The organism is Myxococcus sp. CA051A, assembly GCF_013336705.1.
Lineage (GTDB): Bacteria > Myxococcota > Myxococcia > Myxococcales > Myxococcaceae > Myxococcus > Myxococcus llanfairpwllgwyngyllgogerychwyrndrobwllllantysiliogogogochensis.
The window spans coordinates 718,475-736,481 of sequence record NZ_JABUMS010000002.1 but is presented as its reverse complement, the minus strand read 5'-3'; the positions used below and the strand labels follow the sequence as shown (position 1 = coordinate 736,481).

11 protein-coding genes are annotated in these 18,007 nt (G+C 66.9%); 5 read left to right on the top strand and 6 right to left on the bottom strand.

What is annotated here, in order from left to right:
• Nucleotides 1-87: 87 nt before the first annotated feature.
• Entirely contained in the window at nucleotides 88-7,257 is a 7,170-nt protein-coding gene (locus HUA74_RS08435; RefSeq protein WP_217439634.1) for a HAMP domain-containing protein, read from the bottom strand.
• Between the two features lie 469 nt (nucleotides 7,258-7,726).
• Entirely contained in the window at nucleotides 7,727-8,617 is an 891-nt protein-coding gene (locus HUA74_RS08430; RefSeq protein ID WP_174454094.1) for a hypothetical protein, read from the bottom strand.
• 182 nt (nucleotides 8,618-8,799) lie between these two features.
• On the opposite strand from HUA74_RS08430, the gene HUA74_RS08425 reads away from it, so the two are divergent.
• The 3 genes from HUA74_RS08425 to HUA74_RS45505 all read left to right on the top strand — a co-directional run bounded on the left by HUA74_RS08425 (nucleotide 8,800) and on the right by HUA74_RS45505 (nucleotide 13,244).
• Nucleotides 8,800-11,292 (top strand): TonB-dependent receptor, encoded by a 2,493-nt coding sequence (locus HUA74_RS08425; RefSeq protein ID WP_174454093.1) that lies wholly within the window; start codon nucleotides 8,800-8,802, stop codon nucleotides 11,290-11,292.
• 283 nt (nucleotides 11,293-11,575) lie between these two features.
• Complete coding sequence (locus HUA74_RS08420; protein WP_174454092.1) at nucleotides 11,576-12,106, top strand: transglycosylase domain-containing protein; 531 nt, start codon at nucleotides 11,576-11,578, stop codon at nucleotides 12,104-12,106.
• A gap of 205 nt (nucleotides 12,107-12,311) precedes the next feature.
• Entirely contained in the window at nucleotides 12,312-13,244 is a 933-nt protein-coding gene (locus HUA74_RS45505; RefSeq protein WP_254624972.1) for a hypothetical protein, read from the top strand.
• 4 nt (nucleotides 13,245-13,248) lie between these two features.
• Here HUA74_RS45505 and HUA74_RS08410 read toward each other — a convergent pair whose 3' ends face one another.
• From HUA74_RS08410 to HUA74_RS08400, 3 genes are read right to left on the bottom strand one after another with little or no spacing between them, the layout of a single operon-like run.
• Nucleotides 13,249-13,545 (bottom strand): cyclic-phosphate processing receiver domain-containing protein, encoded by a 297-nt coding sequence (locus HUA74_RS08410; RefSeq protein ID WP_174454091.1) that lies wholly within the window; start codon nucleotides 13,543-13,545, stop codon nucleotides 13,249-13,251.
• Between the two features lie 25 nt (nucleotides 13,546-13,570).
• Nucleotides 13,571-13,804 carry a hypothetical protein gene (locus HUA74_RS08405; RefSeq protein ID WP_141646813.1) on the bottom strand — a complete coding sequence of 78 codons (234 nt, stop codon included), beginning with the start codon at nucleotides 13,802-13,804 and terminating at the stop codon, nucleotides 13,571-13,573.
• Nucleotides 13,805-13,838: 34 nt separating this feature from the next.
• A complete protein-coding gene (locus HUA74_RS08400; protein WP_174454090.1) occupies nucleotides 13,839-14,684 on the bottom strand; it encodes a 2-oxo acid dehydrogenase subunit E2 in 846 nt (281 codons plus the stop codon).
• 113 nt (nucleotides 14,685-14,797) lie between these two features.
• On the opposite strand from HUA74_RS08400, the gene HUA74_RS08395 reads away from it, so the two are divergent.
• Nucleotides 14,798-15,733, top strand: coding sequence for a DUF1684 domain-containing protein (locus HUA74_RS08395; protein ID WP_174454089.1), 936 nt, complete (start codon nucleotides 14,798-14,800; stop codon nucleotides 15,731-15,733).
• Nucleotides 15,734-15,931: 198 nt separating this feature from the next.
• A complete protein-coding gene (yjjJ, locus tag HUA74_RS08390; protein ID WP_174454088.1) occupies nucleotides 15,932-17,233 on the top strand; it encodes a type II toxin-antitoxin system HipA family toxin YjjJ in 1,302 nt (433 codons plus the stop codon).
• A 71-nt stretch (nucleotides 17,234-17,304) separates the two neighbouring features.
• On the opposite strand, the gene HUA74_RS08385 is transcribed toward yjjJ, so the two are convergent.
• Nucleotides 17,305-17,886, bottom strand: coding sequence for a type 1 glutamine amidotransferase domain-containing protein (locus HUA74_RS08385; protein ID WP_174454087.1), 582 nt, complete (start codon nucleotides 17,884-17,886; stop codon nucleotides 17,305-17,307).
• Between the last annotated feature and the right edge of the window lie 121 nt (nucleotides 17,887-18,007).

Sequence of the window (18,007 nt, the reverse complement as noted above, 5' to 3'; positions counted from 1 at the left end):
CGTTCACTGGCGGGACAGGCTAGGCGCGACCCCCGCCGTCCCCAAGCCCGGCGGTGACGAGTCGTGCGCTAGCCATCATTCGACCTTTCAAGCCGACACCCAGAGACGGATGAGTTCCAAAAGCTTGTCCGTATCCACCGGCTTGGGCAGGTAGTCACTGGCCCCCGCGGCCATGCACTTCTCCCGGTCGTCCTTCAGGGCCTTCGCGGTGACGGCGATGATGGGCAGGCTGGCGTACTTCACGTCCTTGCGGATGGCCCGCATGGTCTCGTACCCGTCCATCTCCGGCATCATCACGTCCATCAGCACGATATCCACGTCGCGGTGCTGCTCGAGCGTTTCGATGGCCGCCCGCCCGTTCTCGGCGAAGACCACCTGCATGCCGTGGTTCTCCAGCACGCTGGTGAGGGCGAAGATGTTGCGCATGTCGTCATCGACGACGAGCACCTTCTTGCCCACCACCTCCGACTCCTGCTCGCTGCGCTGCGCCAGGGCCGCCCGCGCGCGGGGAGGCAGGTTCTGGTCCAGTCGGTGCAGGAACAGCGCCGTGTCACTGAGCAACTGTTCGGGACTCTTCGTTCCGCTCTTGAGGATGACGCTGCCGGTGTAGCGGCGCAGGCGCGTGTCGTCCTTCGGCGTCAGCTCCTTGCCCGTGTAGATGACGATGGGCAAGTCGCGGAAGCGCTGCTGCGTCTTCACCTCCTCCACCAGCTTGATGCCGTCCATGTCCGGCAGGAGCAGGTCGATGACGAGGCAGTCGTACTCGCCCTCCTCCAGCTTCTGGAGGACCTCCTGGCCGGTGGCCACCGCCGTGACGGCGACGTCGCCGCCCTCGGCGAGCAGGCTGACCAGGCTGTTGCGCTGGACGTCGTCGTCCTCCACCAGCAGCAGCCTGCGCTCCGTGCGCTCCAGGAACTTCGCCAGCTGGTTGAACACCCGCTCCAGGCCCTCTTTGCTGACGGGCTTGGTGAGGTAGCCGAACGCGCCCTGGGCGTTGCCCAGGTGCTTGTCCATGACGCTGATGATGTGCACCGGGATGTGGCGCGTGCGCGGGTTGCGCTTGAGCCTGTCGAGCACGCTCCAGCCGTCGACGACGGGCAGCTGGATGTCGAGCGTCACCGCGTGCGGCTGGAACTCGTTGGCCATGGACAGGCCGGTGTCACCCCGCGTGGCGACCAGGGCCTTGAAGCCCTTCTCCCGCGCCAGCTGCACCATGATGCGGGCGAACTTCAGGTCGTCCTCGATGATGAGCAGGACACGGTCACCCTCGCGGATGTGATCCCGGTCGTCCTCCACCGCGAGCGGCGGAAGCAGCGAGTCCACCTGAGGAGGCGGCAGCGCCGAGTCCAGCACATGGGCGTTCTCCGCGGCGGTCGGCGGCACCGGCGCAGGCGCGGGCGTCGGGAACAGGGGCTCCGACGAGGCGTGGGACATGCGAGACAGCGGCTCGAGCGGCGAGGGCATGACTGGCATGACCGGCAAGCCGTCGTCCTCGGGGCCCACGTACTCGGGGGGCAGGTACAGCGTGAAGGTGCTGCCCTTGCGCGGCTCGCTGTGGACGTGGATTTCGCCGCCCAGGAGCTTGGCGATTTCGCGGCTGATGGACAGGCCCAGGCCGGTGCCGCCGTACTTGCGCGCGGTGGAGCCGTCCGCCTGCTGGAACGCCTCGAAGATGAGGCGCTGCTTGTCCTTGGCGATGCCGATGCCCGTGTCCGTCACCGAGAAGGCGAGCACGAAGCGCGAGCGCTTGAGCACCTCGTGGTCCAGGCGCGTGCCCGGCTCGGCCAGCTTCACCGTCATCTTCACGCTGCCTTCGTCCGTGAACTTGAAGGCGTTGGAGAGCAGGTTCTTGAGCACCTGCTGCAGCCGCTGCGGGTCGGTGCGGATGTGGCGGGGGGCGCCCTGCGCCACCTCCACCGTGAAGGCCAGGTTCTTCTGGTCCGCGACGGGGCGGAAGCTCCGGTCGATGAACTGGTTCAACTCCGACAGGACGATGTCCCGCGGCTCCACCTGCATCTTCCCGGCCTCCACCTTGGACAGGTCGAGGATTTCGTTGATGAGGCTGAGCAAATCACCACCGGAGGCGTAGATGGTGTTCGCGTACTCCACCTGCTTGGTGCTGAGGTTGCCGTCCTTGTTGTCGGACAGCAGCTTGGCCAGGATGAGCAGGCTGTTGAGCGGCGTGCGCAGCTCATGGCTCATGTTGGCCAGGAACTCGCTCTTGTACTTGGAGATGACGGTGAGCTGCTCGGCCTTCTCCTCCAGGCTGACGCGCGCGCGTTCGACTTCGTTGTTCTTCTCCTCGACGCGGCGGTTCTGCTCCTCGAGCAATTTCGCCTTGTCCTCCAGCTCGCTGTTGCTGCGCTTGAGCGCGTCCTGCTGCTGCGTCAGTTCGCGCGACTGGCTCTGCAGCTCCTGAGTCAAACCCTGCGACTGCTGCAGGAGCTGCTCGGTGCGCATGTTCGCCATGATCATGTTCAGGACCACGCCGATGCTCTCGGTGAGCTGGTCCAGGAAGATTTGATGGATGGCGCTGAAGGTGTGGAACGAGGCCAGCTCGATGACGGCCTTGACCTCACCTTCGAACAGCACGGGCAGGACGATGATGTTGAGGGGCGCGGACTCGCCCAGGCCAGAGGAGATGGTGATGTAGTCCGGCGGCACGTGGGTGAGCAGAATCGTCTTCCGCTCCAGGGCCGTCTGTCCGACGAGTCCCTCGCCCAGCCGGAACCGGTTGGCGATGTGCTTGCGCTCCCGGTACGCGTAGGTGCTCGTCAGCTTGAGCACCGGCGTGCCGGAGTCGGTGTCCATCAGGAAGAAGGCGCCGTGGTGCGCGGAGACCAGCGGAGTCAGCTCGCTCATGATGAGGCGGCTGACGGCGTCCAGGCTCTTCTGGCCCTGCATCATCCCGCTGAACTTCGCCAGGTTCGTCTTGAGCCAGTCCTGCTCCTGGTTCTTCTGCGTGGTCTCACGCAGGTTGACGATCATCTGGTTGATGTTGTCCTTCAGCGCGGCGACCTCGCCCTCGGCGACGACGGTGATGCTCCGGGTGAGGTCACCCTTCGTCACCGCGGTGGCCACGTCGGAGATTGCGCGCAGCTGGCTGGTCAGCGTACCGGCGAGCTGGTTCACGTTGTCGGTGAGCTGCCGCCACGTGCCGCGCGCACCGGGCACGCGGGCCTGACCGCCCAGCTTTCCTTCGATACCGACTTCGCGGGCCACCGTGGACACCTGCTCGGCGAACGTCCCCAGCGTGTCCGTCATGTTGTTGATGGTGTCCGCGAGCGCGGCCACTTCGCCCTTCGCGTCGACGATGAGCTTCTGGGTGAGGTCACCGTTGGCGACCGCCGTCACCACGCGCACGATTCCGCGCACCTGCGTGGTGAGGTTGGAGGCCATGAAGTTCACGTTGTCCGTGAGGTCCTTCCACGTGCCGGCCACACCGGGCACGCGGGCCTGTCCTCCCAGCTTCCCTTCGACACCGACTTCGCGGGCCACCGTGGACACCTGCTCGGCGAACGTGCCCAGCGTGTCCGTCATGTTGTTGATGGTCTCCGCGAGGGCCGCCACTTCGCCCTTCGCTTCGACGACCAGCTTCTGCTTGAGGTCGCCGTTGGCGACGGCCGTCACGACCTTGACGATGCCGCGCACCTGCGTCGTCAGGTTGCGGGCCATGAAGTTCACGTTGTCCGTCAGGTCCTTCCAGACGCCGGACACCCCGCGCACTTCCGCCTGTCCACCCAGCTTGCCTTCCGTGCCGACCTCGCGCGCGACGCGCGTCACCTCCGAGGCGAACGAGTTGAGCTGGTCCACCATGATGTTGATGGTGTCCTTCAGCTCCAGAATCTCGCCCTTCGCGTCGACGGTGATTTTCTTGGAGAGGTCACCGTTGGCGACCGCCGTCGTCACCAGCGCGATGTTTCGCACCTGCGCGGTGAGGTTGGAGGCCATGCTGTTGACGTTGTCGGTGAGGTCCTTCCACGTACCGGCGACTCCCGGCACCGCGGCCTGACCACCCAGCTTGCCGTCCGTTCCCACTTCCTTCGCGACGCGAGTCACCTCGGCGGCGAACGCGCGGAGCTGGTCCACCATCGTGTTGATGGTGCTCTTGAGCTCCAGGATTTCGCCCCGCGCCTCGACGGAGATTTTCTGCGACAGGTCGCCATTGGCGACCGCCGTCGTGACCTTGGCGATGTTTCGCACCTGGTCCGTGAGGTTGCCGGCGAGGACGTTCACGTTGTCGGTGAGGTCCTTCCACACGCCCGCGACTCCGGGCACCGCCGCCTGCCCTCCCAGCTTTCCCTCGGTGCCGACTTCCTTCGCGACACGCGTCACTTCCGACGCGAAGCCTCGGAGCTGGTCCACCATCGTGTTGATGGTGTTCTTCAGCTCCAGCACCTCGCCCTTCACGGAGACGGTGATCTTCTGCGACAGGTCGCCGTTGGCGACGGCCGTTGTCACCTTGGCGATGTTGCGCACCTGGTCCGTGAGGTTGCCGGCGAGGACGTTCACGTTGTCGGTGAGGTCCTTCCAGACGCCAGACACGCCCTTCACGTCGGCCTGACCGCCCAGCCGGCCCTCGGTGCCGACCTCCTTCGCGACGCGAGTCACCTCGGCGGCGAACGCGCGGAGCTGGTCCACCATCGTGTTGATGGTGCTCTTGAGCTCCAGCACCTCGCCCTTGGCGTCGACCGTGATTTTCTTCGACAGGTCGCCATTCGCGACAGCCGTCGTCACCTCGGCGATGTTTCGCACCTGGGCCGTGAGGTTGTTGGCCAGCAGGTTCACGTTGTTGGTGAGGTCCTTCCACGTGCCCGCGACGCCCGGCACCTCCGCCTGGGCGCCCAGCTTGCCCTCGACACCCACCGTGCGGGCGACGTCCGTCACCTGCTGGGCGAAGATGGACAGGGTCTGCGTCATCGCGTTGATGGTCTCCGCGAGGGCGGCGATTTCGCCCTTCGCGTCCATGATGAGCTTCTGGGTGAGGTCACCGTTGGCGACCGCCGTCACCACGCGCACGATGCCGCGAACCTGGCTGGTGAGGTTGGAGGCCATGAAGTTCACGTTGTCCGTGAGGTCCTTCCAGACGCCGGACACGCCGCGCACTTCCGCCTGACCGCCCAGCTTCCCCTCGGTGCCGACCTCCTTCGCGACGCGCGTCACTTCCGACGCGAAGCCTCGGAGCTGGTCCACCATCGTGTTGATGGTGCTCTTGAGCTCCAGCACCTCGCCCTTGGCGTCGACCGTGATTTTCTTCGACAGGTCACCATTGGCGACCGCCGTGGTGACTTCGGCGATGTTGCGGACCTGGTCGGTGAGGTTGTTCGCGAGCAGGTTCACGTTGTTGGTGAGGTCCTTCCACGTGCCCGCGACGCCCGGCACCACGGCCTGGGCGCCCAGCTTGCCTTCCACGCCCACCGTGCGAGCGACGTCCGTCACCTGCTGCGCGAAGATGGAGAGCGTCTGCGTCATCGCGTTGATGGTGTCGGCCAGCTCGGCGACCTCGCCCTTGGCCTCCATCTTCAGCCGCTGCGTCAAATCCCCGTTGGCGACCGCCGTCACCACCTTGGCGATGCCACGCACCTGGGTGGTGAGGTTGACGGCCATCACGTTCACGTTGTCCGTGAGGTCCTTCCACGTACCGGAGACGCCCTTCACCTCGGCCTGTCCGCCCAGCTTGCCGTGCGTGCCGACCTCGCGCGCGACGCGCGTCACTTCCGAGGCGAACGAGTTGAGCTGGTCCACCATGGTGTTGATGGTGTTCTTCAGCTCCAGAATCTCGCCGCGAGCGTCGACCGTGATTTTTTTCGACAGGTCGCCATTGGCCACCGACGTCGTCACCAGGGCGATGTTGCGCACCTGGGTGGTGAGGTTGGAGGCCATGCTGTTGACGTTGTCGGTGAGGTCCTTCCACACGCCGGCGACGCCCTTCACATCGGCCTGACCGCCCAGCTTGCCGTCGGTGCCCACCTCGCGCGCGACGCGCGTCACTTCGGAGGCGAACGCGCGGAGCTGGTCCACCATCGTGTTGATGGTGTCCTTCAGCTCCATCACCTCGCCCTTCACGTCCACCGTGATTTTCTTGGACAGGTCGCCCTTGGCGACGGCCGTCGTCACGTCGGCGATGTTGCGCACCTGGGCCGTGAGGTTGTTGGCCATCAGGTTGACGTTGTCGGTGAGGTCCTTCCACGTGCCGGCGGCGCCGGGCACCTGGGCCTGGGCGCCCAGCTTGCCCTCGACACCCACCGTGCGCGCCACGCTCGTCACCTGCTGGGCGAAGACGTTGAGCGTGTCCGTCATGTTGTTGAGCGTCGCGCCCAGCGCGGCGATTTCGCCCTGCGACGGCACCATCAGCTTCTGGGTGAGGTCACCGTTCGCGACGGCCGTCACCACCTTCACGATGCCGCGCACCTGCGTCGTGAGGTTGGACGCCATGAAGTTCACGTTGTCCGTGAGGTCCTTCCACGTGCCGGACACACCGGGCACCGCGGCCTGACCGCCCAGCTTTCCTTCCGTGCCCACTTCACGCGCCACGCGCGTCACTTCGGAGGCGAAGCCGTTGAGCTGGTCCACCATCGTGTTGATGGTGCTCTTCAGCTCCAGCACCTCGCCGCGCGCGTCCACCGTGATTTTCTTGGACAGGTCGCCGTTGGCGACGGCGGTGGACACCTCGGCGATGTTTCGCACCTGGGCCGTGAGGTTGTTGGCCATCAGGTTCACGTTGTCCGTGAGGTCCTTCCACACGCCGGACACGCCCTTCACCTCGGCCTGTCCGCCCAGCTTGCCGTCGCTGCCGACCTCGCGCGCGACGCGCGTCACCTCGGCGGCGAACGAGTTGAGCTGATCCACCATCGCGTTCACGGTGGTGCCGATGCGCAGGAACTCGCCCTTCACCGGCTGGCCGTCGATTTCGAGGGCCATCTTCTGCGTCAGGTCGCCTTCGGCCACCGCCACCAGCACGCGAGCGACTTCCGTCGTCGGCTGCACCAGGTCGCCGATGAGCGCGTTGATGGAGTTGATGCTCGTGGCCCAGTCGCCGCGCGCGTCGCCCAGCGACACACGCTCGCCCATGCGGCCCTCGCGGCCCACCACGCGGGAGACGCGCACCATCTCGTGCGTCATGGCCGAGTTGAGCGTCACAACCGCGTTGAAGGCGCGGGAGATGTCATCCATCACCGGGAGGGTGGAGAAGTCCGGCAGGCGCACGGAGAAGTCTCCGCCCTGCACGGCCCGCAGCGCGGCCAGCAGCGTCCGCATCGGGTCATCCCCTCGGATGCGCGCACCACCGCCGGGCGTCCTGGCGCCGCCGCCACGACTCCGCGCACCCTCGTCCGCCTGCCTGCCCGCCCCATGAGAGGGCTTCGAGTCACTCGCACGGGTGCGGGTGCGCTCGGCTTCCACGCGGTGGGCCGCGAGGGTGTCGCTGGAGGTCTGCGGGCTGGAAGCCACATCGCTCCGAGGCTGCTTGCGCGTCGAGGCGCGCTTCTTGCCATTGCTGGAGCTGGGAACCTTGGTGTCGTCCACGAGGAGAACCCTTCTGATCGGGATGAACGCCGTGAGCTGTGTTTCACGACGGACGGCCGGGCCGCGAATCTCCTGTGAGTTCGCGGGCTTGTCGATTCAAAGCCCGCCCTGACAGGACGATTTGTCGCCTACTGGACTTCCACTCCGAACTTCCGGACGGCCCGTGTGGAAACCACGGGACCCGGAGCCTTTGTGCAACATGTCAGGGCGGCGGTGCCGTGCAGGGAAAACCGTCGCAGCCCTGGACATAGAGCGGCCGACCGGAGAGCCGGCGAGCAGGGGCCAGACTCCGGTATTCCGGTGCTTTCTCACGCATTCCGGTGCGCACATCGACCGAGAACGACGGTGCCCCGGACGGTGTGCAGCCGATCAACAGCCGGTCCGGTTCATCCAGCCACCACACGGTCTCCACCGCGCAGGGGAGGTCCAGTTCAACGGGGGTGAGGGTGCGGGTGTCGAAGACGCGCAGCAGTCCTTCGGAGAGCACGGCGGCCAGCACGCCGCCCGAGCCCACGGAGAGTCGGCCCGTGGTTCCGGGAACGAGCGTTTGCGCGAGCACCGTGCCCCCAGGCGCCACGGAGACGAGCTGTCCGGAGGCATCCAGGGCCAGCATGCCGTGGGAGTGACCGGCCAGGGCCATGGGCTCGAAGTCGCCCATGGGGCGCAGGGTGGCGCCGTCCTCGCGCAGCAAGCGGCCCGCGGCGGAGAGCCACAGCCGGTTGTCTCCGTCGAAGGCGAGGGCGAGGGTGCCGGTGAGTTCCCTGCGCGTGGCGGCGTCACCGGGGCCGCAGACGGCGACGGCGTGGGGGCCGTAGACAGCGGCGCGCGTGGCGTCCGGGGAGACGGCCCAGCCCAGCCGGGCTTCGGGGTGGGCCTTGGAGAGACAGTGGTTGAGGGCGCCGAAGTTCGGGTCCGTCGTCGGGGAGGAGACGAGGTAGGGCAGGCTGGTGGTGGCGACGTAGAGGAGGAGGCCCAGCGAGACGGCGGTGGCGAGGGTGAGCGGCCAGGGCCGGAGGCTGCGAGCGCGCGTATTCCTCGCGGACGCGCGTGCGCCCTTCCTTCCCGTGGTCACCGCGCTCTCGCGTCCACTCAAGGTTGAGACCTCGTGACAGTGCTGCCCCGGCCCTCGACCTCACACGAATAGCGCCCGACCCGCTTCCGAGCCACCCACCCCGAGGCTGGCTCCAGCACAGCACGGAATCATCACGGGTGCCTGCCTGCTTCGTGCGGAAACCATGACGAACGACGCTCGAGCCCCATGGAAGGTTCTGGGAGATGCGGAACCTGACCGTGTTTCACGTCGTCGTCGGAGTCCTCGTGGGGATGAGCCAGGCACCCACGGCCAGGGCGGAGCCCACGAGCAGCATCTTGGGCACGGTGATTGACGCCCAGAGCCGACAGCCCGTCGGGGATGTCGTCGTGACTGCTTCCGCGTCCGAGCCCCAGGGCGAGTTCACTGTCGTCACGGAAATGGACGGCACCTACCGGTTCGAGCTCCTTCCACCGGGCGTGTACGAACTGCGCTTCGAGAGGGAAGGATTTCTACCGTTGAGGAGGGACTCGGTCCCCGTGCGAGAAGCGCGTGCCTTGCGCATCAGTGCCAGCCTCCTTCCCGAGTCCTTTCGAGAGTTGTTTGAGCCGACTCGCGGCGAGTTCCCCCCCGTGGACACCGAGAGCACGGGTGTCTCCGAGTCCCTCGACCATCTCGACACCGACTTTCTTCCCATCGCACGACCCATCCCGGGCAGCGCGATGCGCTCGGTCGACAGGCTTCAGTCCTTGCGCTCGGAAGCAGTCGACACGGACCAGGGGCTCACACTCCTCGGAACGAGCCCCTCGGAGAACGGATATGTGCTGGACGGCCTCTCCACCCAGGACGGTGTGTTCGGACGCAATGCCGTACCCCTAAGCCTGGAGCTTCTTCAGTACGACTGGGGTGAGCTGCTGTTCCGTGGGCGCATTCCCCAATACGGACGAGCCACGGGAGTCATCATCGATGCGGGGGAGAACAAATCCGGTGGCAATGAGTTCAACGGGTCCGTCTTCGCCCATTGGGCCACCGGCTTGCTCCAGGGGCGTCGGCCGCTCCAGGACAGTCCCCATGAAGTGATTGAGAACATGGGAGAGCTGGGCGCGGTCCTCTCCGGCTCCATCCTGAAGGACCAGCTCTGGTTCTCCCTGGGGCTGATTCCCTCGGTTCAGCGAGTAGAGAGCACACGCTCGCGGTCAGCCGTCCCCGAAGAGGACTCCCTCACCATTCAATCCGACCAACGAGAGGTCCAGGCCTTGGGTCGCCTGACCTACCTGTTCAACGCGGACCACAACACGACGCTGACGTTCATCACGATGCCCGCCACCCAGCGATTGCATGAGGGGACGGCTGCTTTCGCACCACGCACGCTGGAGCGAGACACCCTGCTGCTCGGACTCGGGCACCGCGGGGGACTGTTGGACAAGGCGGTGTTGCTCGATATCGATGCGCGCTGGCTTCGACAACACTTCTCCCAGCGCCCTGCTCTCTCGGGGGACACGGGGACGGAGACAGAAGGACTCGCCTGCGGCTCCGCGCTGTTGGCGCTCTACACCCGGTGCGGAGACGAAGAGCACGAGACGAATCAATTCCAGGTCCAGGGACGGGCCCACTATCGGAACTATGGAGCCCTGGGAATCCCCAAGCTGCAGCACACCCTGAAGGTGGGGCTCGACGCGGAGTGGCTGGTCCACGACGCGGTGCAGAGAGTCCCCAGCGCGCAACGCCGGTCTCCCCGTGGCCTCCAGTCAGCGCCTTCGAGCATCGCGACCCGGACACATCGCGACGTGGTGGGGGGCTTCGTCCAGGACTCCTGGATGTACTCCTACCTTCTGACCCTCAACGTCGGGCTTCGTTACGACATGCAGCGGCTCGTGCCCTCACACGGGGAGACACGTGCTGAAAGCCACATGCTCTCGCCTCAATTGGGCGTGGTCGTGGACCCCTTCGAGCGTGGCGAGATGCGCCTCTTCGCTCACTACGGCAAGTATCGCGGGCGCGTGTTGCTCGGACTGCTGCTTCCTGATGCATCGGGTGAGCAGGTTCGCGGGGTGGAGGTGGATCCCCACCTTTCACCTGCCTCGACCAGCGAGGTCACACTCGGCACCGACGTGGCGGTGCTGGGCGAAACAGTCATGAGCGTGACCTATGTCCGCAGGGAGCTGGATACGGGACTGGGACTCGTGAGCAACCCGGGAGGCGATGCATGGCGGCTCGTCAATCCCGGGAAGGGGTTGGGCTCCGGCCTGCCCAAGCAGGAGCAGACTCATGACGCGGTAACGTTGGAGCTGGCACGAACGGCCGCTTACGACTGGATGGGGCAGGCCAGCTACACGTGGTCGCGCTTCAGCGGCAGTCGTGAGGACTCGCTGAACCACATGCTGCGAGGAACGTCCGCCGTGGCACGGCGCACCCATGTCCTCAAAGCCTTCGGGGGAAGACGACAGCGGTTGACTCCGGCGATGTTGGCGCACTTGGGACTTGCCTATGTCGCCGCGTCGGGAGCACTCAAGGCAGGACAGCGGGGATCCACGCCTTGGTTGCATGTCGTCGATGCGCGGTTCGGAGTGGACTATCAATTCGACCGCGGCAAGGCACTGTCCTTCGACCTCGATGCCTTCAACCTCTTCAACATCCAGACGGAGACGCGGATGACCCCGAGCAGCGAAGACCCCACCGTGGCCATGGAGCAGCAACCACCGAGACAGGTTCGCTTCGGGGCGCGGTACACGTTCTGAGTCCTGGCCTGAAGGCTGCACTGCGCCGAAGCCCATGCGATGGAAGCGCGGCTTGCGGTGGCTGGTGTGTCTGCTGGGACTCGCAGTTGTGGTGCCCTTGGCCGCACTGGAGGGCTTCTACAGCCACACGCTCGCGAGGGTCCCTGTCCTTCCCTCCAAGCCCGTGCCTCTTTTCCGACCCGCGGAGCAACTCCGGCTCCGATGGTGGATGAGCATGGAACGGCCCCAGGTGACTCACGTCCAACCCATCTGGCCCTGGACAGTGGCCCTCGGTGTATTGCAATTGATCCCTTTTACAACCGCCTGCTTCGCAGAAATCGAACCCGAGGGATTCGGGCTCGCACTCGATGCCGCGTATCGCTGGAGTTCCGACCTGGAGCAGCGCGGCGCCGACCGCATTCGGCCTGGGGAGCGCGTCGCGCTGGCGGTCTGGCTCACTCGCCACTGGAGCGCGGAGGACCTGGTGCTGCACGAACTCCGGCACCGCGCACTCCACGAGCAGCAACAGGGTGTCTTCGACGTTGCCAGGAGTATCTTCGGCAAGGAGTGGGCGGAGCTCGACCTCGCGAGCATCGCGCTGCTCAAGGCGGTCTACGACGCCCCCATGAGACAGGACCCCTGGTGCAATCCGGAGCTCAGCCTCGAGAGTCGCGATTGGTTCCTGCGAGCCTCTCACGCGAACGCGGCCATCACCGTGGATGAACTGGAGGAAGTCCTCAAGGCGCGGCCCCTCCTCGCACCACGCCCCGTGCAGTGGCCTCCTTGCGGAGAGCCTCGTGAGGGTGACACCTGGGATTCCTCCCCACCGCATTGACGATGAGGACGCACCCTCACACAACGGACACCACTTCTCCGTCGACGCCCGGCCGAACCCTCCACGCTCCCCTCCCGCCCTGCTCGCAGGGACGCCACGCGGACGGGCATCACTCCGGATGAACGCGAGCGTGCGAGCTTCCGCGAGGCTCGCTTGTCGCCAGGGCCCCAAGCCTCAACCTTGAGCACGAGGAAAGGACCCCACCATGCGACGAGCGCTCTTCTCCGCGGCCCTGACGTTCAGCTTCTTGATGACTCCCGTTGCCCTCGCGCAGACAGCGGGCGGTGGGTCGAGCGGTGGGTCGTCCGCTCCTGGAATGACCTCACCTCCACAGAACCAGCAAGGCCGAGGTGTCTCGGGAGATACCGGCACGCAGCCACCGGGCACATATGAGCCCGGCAGCTACTCGCCCGTCCCACAGGGCGCCACGGGGGCCGAGGACAACCTCGGTACGCCGAACACGGATTACTCGGGCACGGGTGGCTCCGGAAACACGAACAACACCCCGGCCTCGAACCAAGGCGCTGGAAACCAAGGCTCTGGAAGTGACGTCCCCAGCGGCAGGGCTCCTCCCACGCAGGGAGGCACCGAACCTTCCGACGCGGCGGGTGACGCGCATGGCGGCAGCGCGGAGGCCGCTTCCTCGGGGAAGGACCTGAGCCCGCAGCAATTGACTCGTGAAGTCGCGATGCTTCGCTCCGATGTCCTGCGCCTCCAGCGACAGGTCAACGCCCTGCGCGGCCCGCACTCGGACAAGAAAGAAGAAGGCACCGGCGGCTCGGGACAGGAGTCCTCGGACCAGAGCACGCCCCCCAAACAGAGCGCGTCCCCGGAGCCCGCGCGGGACACGGGGGCGGACCCCGAGAAGACCGTGGTCGCCAACGTCGTCATGCGCGGACAGGTGGCCTCGACCTCGAAGGGACGCGTCGTGGTCCGAGACGCGGAGACCGGAGACCTCTACAACCTCCGCGTCGGCCAGAACACCCAGGTGGTCCGCAACGGACAACGCATCTCACTCGAGAGCCTGCCCCAAGGCACCGCCGTCCAGGCGGCCTTCAGCCTCATCGCCGACGGCAGCACCAACGCGACCCGCATCCAGGTCGCCCCGAGCCCGAGTCCAACTCCGCGCTCACGCTGAGCCGTCACCGCTCGCGAACGAAACGCTCGATGCGCTCCATCGCCAGCTCCATCTTGTGGCGCGCGGAGCTGTTCGCTGAATGCACCCGGACACGCGGAGGAACAAAGCCCCGCATGGCCACCGCTTCCTCGAGCCAGAGCAGCACGTCGTAGCCCGTGCCGTGCTCATCGTCTCCAAGGTCATGGTCGAGGCTGAGCTCGACCACCTGCCCACCTTCCAGCAACGCGATGGCCTCCTCCGGCCACCGCACCGCCACCCAGCCCTCCGGCGTGGGCCTCTCGTCGTCCAGATAGACCTTCATCGAGGGGCCTGCTCCACAAAAGACCTCAGCGCTCCTCGTCCTTGGACGACTTGCTCTCCGCGAGCTGCCGCATCTTCGCGGCGAAGGGGCTCTCCCCTTCCGCGCGATTGGGCCCGCCCGCCAGTCGCTGGCGTCGAGTCATCGCCAGTGGACCTTCCGCCGGGCCCTCGAGCGCTTCCTTCTCGTAGCGGTCCTGCCCTCCGAGCGCGCGCCCCACGGGACGGGCGGAGGCAACGCGACGATTGGTATCCACGGGCATGACGGGACCTCCAGCAGTGGCGACGTGTCCCGTTCTACCCCACCCGCTCGCCGCTCGCAGCCCCCCACGTCTCCTCGGGCGACTCCAGCGCCGCGCCCACGTGCCGCAGCACCTTCGCCACCACCTCCACGTCGAGCGCCCGCGCGTCCCACGTACACGTCAGCGTCATCATCCGCCCGGGAACCAGCTCCCCCGCCTCCACCACCGGCACGGACCGCACCGCACCCGGCGCGAGGATGAGCGGCACCCGCGTGTACGGCACCGTCGCCACGAAGCCGCGCTCCAGCCCCAGCGAGCCCAGGCTCGTCACCACCACCGAACCGAACGGGTCCCTGGGCATCCCCACCCAGCGCAGGTCCACGTTCAGCGTGAACCAGACGAAGGACAGGAGCCGCAGCGCCAGCCCCATGAACATCCCGGGGATGCGATACGAGCGACGCTTGCCCCGCTCGATGACCGCGTCCTTGCGCGAGCGCACCTGGGACACGACGGCCTCCATCGCCCGCGCGAACTCCTCCAAGGACAGGGTGTCCGCCCGAGGCACCGTGGCCGTCGTCAGGTCCGCCCGTCCCGACTCCTCGGGCTGCACGACGAGCACGCACACACCCACGTCCACACGCAGCGAGGGCGCGCCCCAGCGCAGGAGCACGTTGGCCTCGGGGTGCAGGCGCAGCGCGTCCGCGGACGCCTTGGCCACCAGGTGCGTCACCGTGAGTCGCTGTCCGGTGCGAGCCCGCCACGCCTCCAGGAACGCGACGGCCTTCTCCATGCGCACTTCGAGGGACGCATAGGCGCTCGGGTCCCTGGGCGAACGCCACGCCCCCAGGGCGAGCTTGCGGAAGGCACCCGGCGGCGGTGCCGGCTTCAGGTCGAGTTCCACGGCGGGTGTCCGGCTTCGCACGGAGCCCGGTCGCCTGCAACCCTGCGCCGCGCACCCCACCCTGTTAGACAGGGGGCCGCTGCTGGAAGCCCCCTCTCACCGAGGCACCCGACATGACGCCCCTTGCCCTGGCCCTGTCCCTCGCCCTCCAGGCCGCGCCGGCCCCGCAGAAGGCCCCGCCGCCGAAACCCGCTGCCCCCGCCAAGACTGTGTCCACTCCCACGACGCCCGAAGACCTCACCGCCTCCACCCGCGCCTGGCATGAGCAGCGCATCCAGCGACTCCAGTCCGAGGAGGGTTGGTTGACGCTCGTCGGCCTCTTCTGGCTCAAGGAGGGCGAGCAGACCGCCGGCTCCGCGCCCGAGAGCGAACTGGACTTCCCGGCCGGTACGCCCGCGAAGCTCGGCATCTTCACGCGCAAGGGCAACACCGTCAGCTTCCAGCCCGCGTCGGGTGTGCAGTTCACGCGCAACAACGCGCCCTTCACCGGGGGCGAGCTGAAGACGGACGAGAAGGGCTCCCCGGATGTGGTGAAGCTCGGCAGCCTCAACTTCCAGGTCATCCTCCGAGGCGACAAGCTGGGCGTGCGTGTGAAGGACTCGCAGGCGCAGGCGCGCAAGCAGTTCCACGGCATCGAGACCTATCCGGCGAGCCCCACGTGGCGCGTCACCGCGCGCTTCGAGCCCTCGGCCACGCCGCGCACGCTCCAGGTTCCCAACGTGCTGGGCACCACGGAGGAGATGAAGGCGCCGGGCACGCTCGTCTTCACCATGGACGGCAAGGAGTACCGCCTGACGCCGGTGGAGGAAGAGGGCTCCAACCAGCTCTTCATCATCTTCGCGGACGAGACGAACCGCGATGCGACGTACGGCGCGGGCCGCTTCCTGTACTCGGACATGCCGAAGGACGGACAGGTGGTGCTCGACTTCAACCGCTCCTACAACCCGCCCTGCGCCTTCACGCGCTTCGCCACCTGCCCGCTGCCTCCGCGTGGCAACCGCCTGGCCCTCCGCGTGGAGGCCGGCGAGAAGCGCTACGGCGACCACTGAGGTCCAGGGAGCTGTTCATCTTGCTGTGCCCACCGGGCCGACTCCGCTCTCACGCGGGGCGGCCCGGTTTCATTTTCCCAGTGAATCCAAGAAGATGCTCGTGGCTCTCATCTCGAACATCCTTCGGGATTCGGTTCACGAATCGAATCAGAAATCTGTTCACGGGTTGAATCAGGGAGACAGGGCGGGCCCCACTTCATGGCCACGGTGGAACAGCTTCTAGCGGCCCTCGGCCGTCGGGATGAAGCCCGAGCGAGCGAGCTCGCGACGCAGCTCAAGGTTTCTCGCCCCTCGGTGACGCGCCTCCTGCTCGCAGCGGGGGACCGCGTGTGTCGCATGGGCGAAGGACCGGCGACCCGCTATGCGCGGACCCGCGAGCCGCCCCCGCTCGGCACACGGCTGAACGTCCACCGCATCGATGAAGCAGGCGCTGTCCACCGGTACGGCGTGCTCCGCTTGCTCACGGGTGGTCGACACTGGCTCGAATACACGGAACGCGCGCCCAAGCACTTCGAGGGGCTCCCGCCGTTCGCGACGGACATGAGTCCACAGGGCTACATCGGCCGGACATTCTCACTCCGCCATCCCGAGCTCTTGCTCCCCCAACGCGTGGCGGACTGGACGGATGACCACTGTCTCGTCGCGCTGGCCCTGCGTGGAGAGGACTGCGTCGGAGACCTCATCCTCGGTGACGAATCGCTCGACCGATATCTCGCCACGCCTCTGCCCACGGCGACTCCCGACGACTACCTCGCGCTCGCACGGGCTTCCGAACAGGGACCGTCGGGCTCCTCCGTGGGCGGAGAGCATCCCAAGTTCGCCACGTACTCCCTGGGTCGCCACGTCATCGTGAAGTTCGCGGGCCCCGACGATGGAGCAGCGGCCTCTCGATGGAGGGACCTGCTCATCGCCGAAGCGCTCGCGCTTGAAACACTTCGCGACGCGGGCATCCCCGCGGCCAACGCGCGTTGGCTGGATGTGGAGGACCATCGCTTCCTCGAAGTGGAACGCTTCGACCGGCTCGGCGCACGCGGCAGGAAGGCCCTGCTGTCACTCGGAGCCATCACCGACGAGTACATCGGCCCGCGCGACACCTGGACGCAGGCCGCATCGAGAATGCACGAGGCGCAGCTCGTCTCCGAAGACGATGCACGGCGAATGCGCTGGCTCGACACCTTCGGCCAGCTCACCGGCAACACGGACCGCCACTTCGGCAACCTGTCCTTCTTCCCAGAAGGGCCGAAGCGGTTCCGACTCGCGCCGGTCTACGACATGCTGCCCATGGTGTTCGCGCCCGTGGGAACGAACCTCGTCGAGCGGACCTTCACGCCACGCCCGCCCACCGCGAGCACCGTGGACATCTGGTCCGACGCCGCACGCCTCGCCCTGTCCTACTGGGAGAAGCTCTCACGAGAGCCCGCGCTCAGCGCGCCCTTCCGGGAGCACTGCGGCCACTGCGCGGCCACCCTCCAGACCTTCATGAACCAGCAGCCCGTCTGACCGAGGAACGCACTCCCGCAACAACAGGCCACGAGCCGACACATCCCGTCCGCTCGTGGCCCGTGACGGACTCAGTGCACGCTGGACGGCTGCTCCGAAGTGGCCTCGCGCCCGCGCGGTGATTCCAGGCGTGGGGCGATGCCCTGGGCCACCTGTCGCAGCAGCGCCTCAGTGAAGGCCGGCAGGTCCCCCGGGTTGCGCGAGGTGATGAGGTTGCCATCCTCCACCACCTCGCGGTCCACCCAGCGCGCGCCCGCGTTGATGAGGTCCGTGCGGATGGAGGGCCACGACGTGAGCGTCATCCCATCCGCGATGTCCGCCTCCACCAGCATCCACGGCGCATGGCACACAGCCGCCAACGGCTTGTCCGCGCGGTAGAAGTCCCGCACGAAGCCCACCATGTCGATGTCCATGCGCAGGTGGTCCGGTGAGTAGCCCCCCGGAATCACCAGCGCATCGAAGTCCCGGGACGACACGTTCCGCACGGCCTTGTCCGGGGTGATGACCTCCTTGCCCTTCTTGCCCTTCACGGGCGTGTCGGCCTCCACGCCGATGACGACCGCCTCGTGCCCTGCTTGCTTCACGCGGTCATACGGAATGCGGAACTCGGAATCCTCGAAGTCGTCGGCCAGGATGAACGCGATGCGCGCCATAGGACGTCTCCTTGTTGCGAATGGACGGGTTGTCCCGTGCGCTCAAGGTGCCCACGCGCCCCGTGGCGACACAGGCGCGCCTCCGCGCTCGGCCCGCCCGCCTGCCCACCCTCCCGACGAG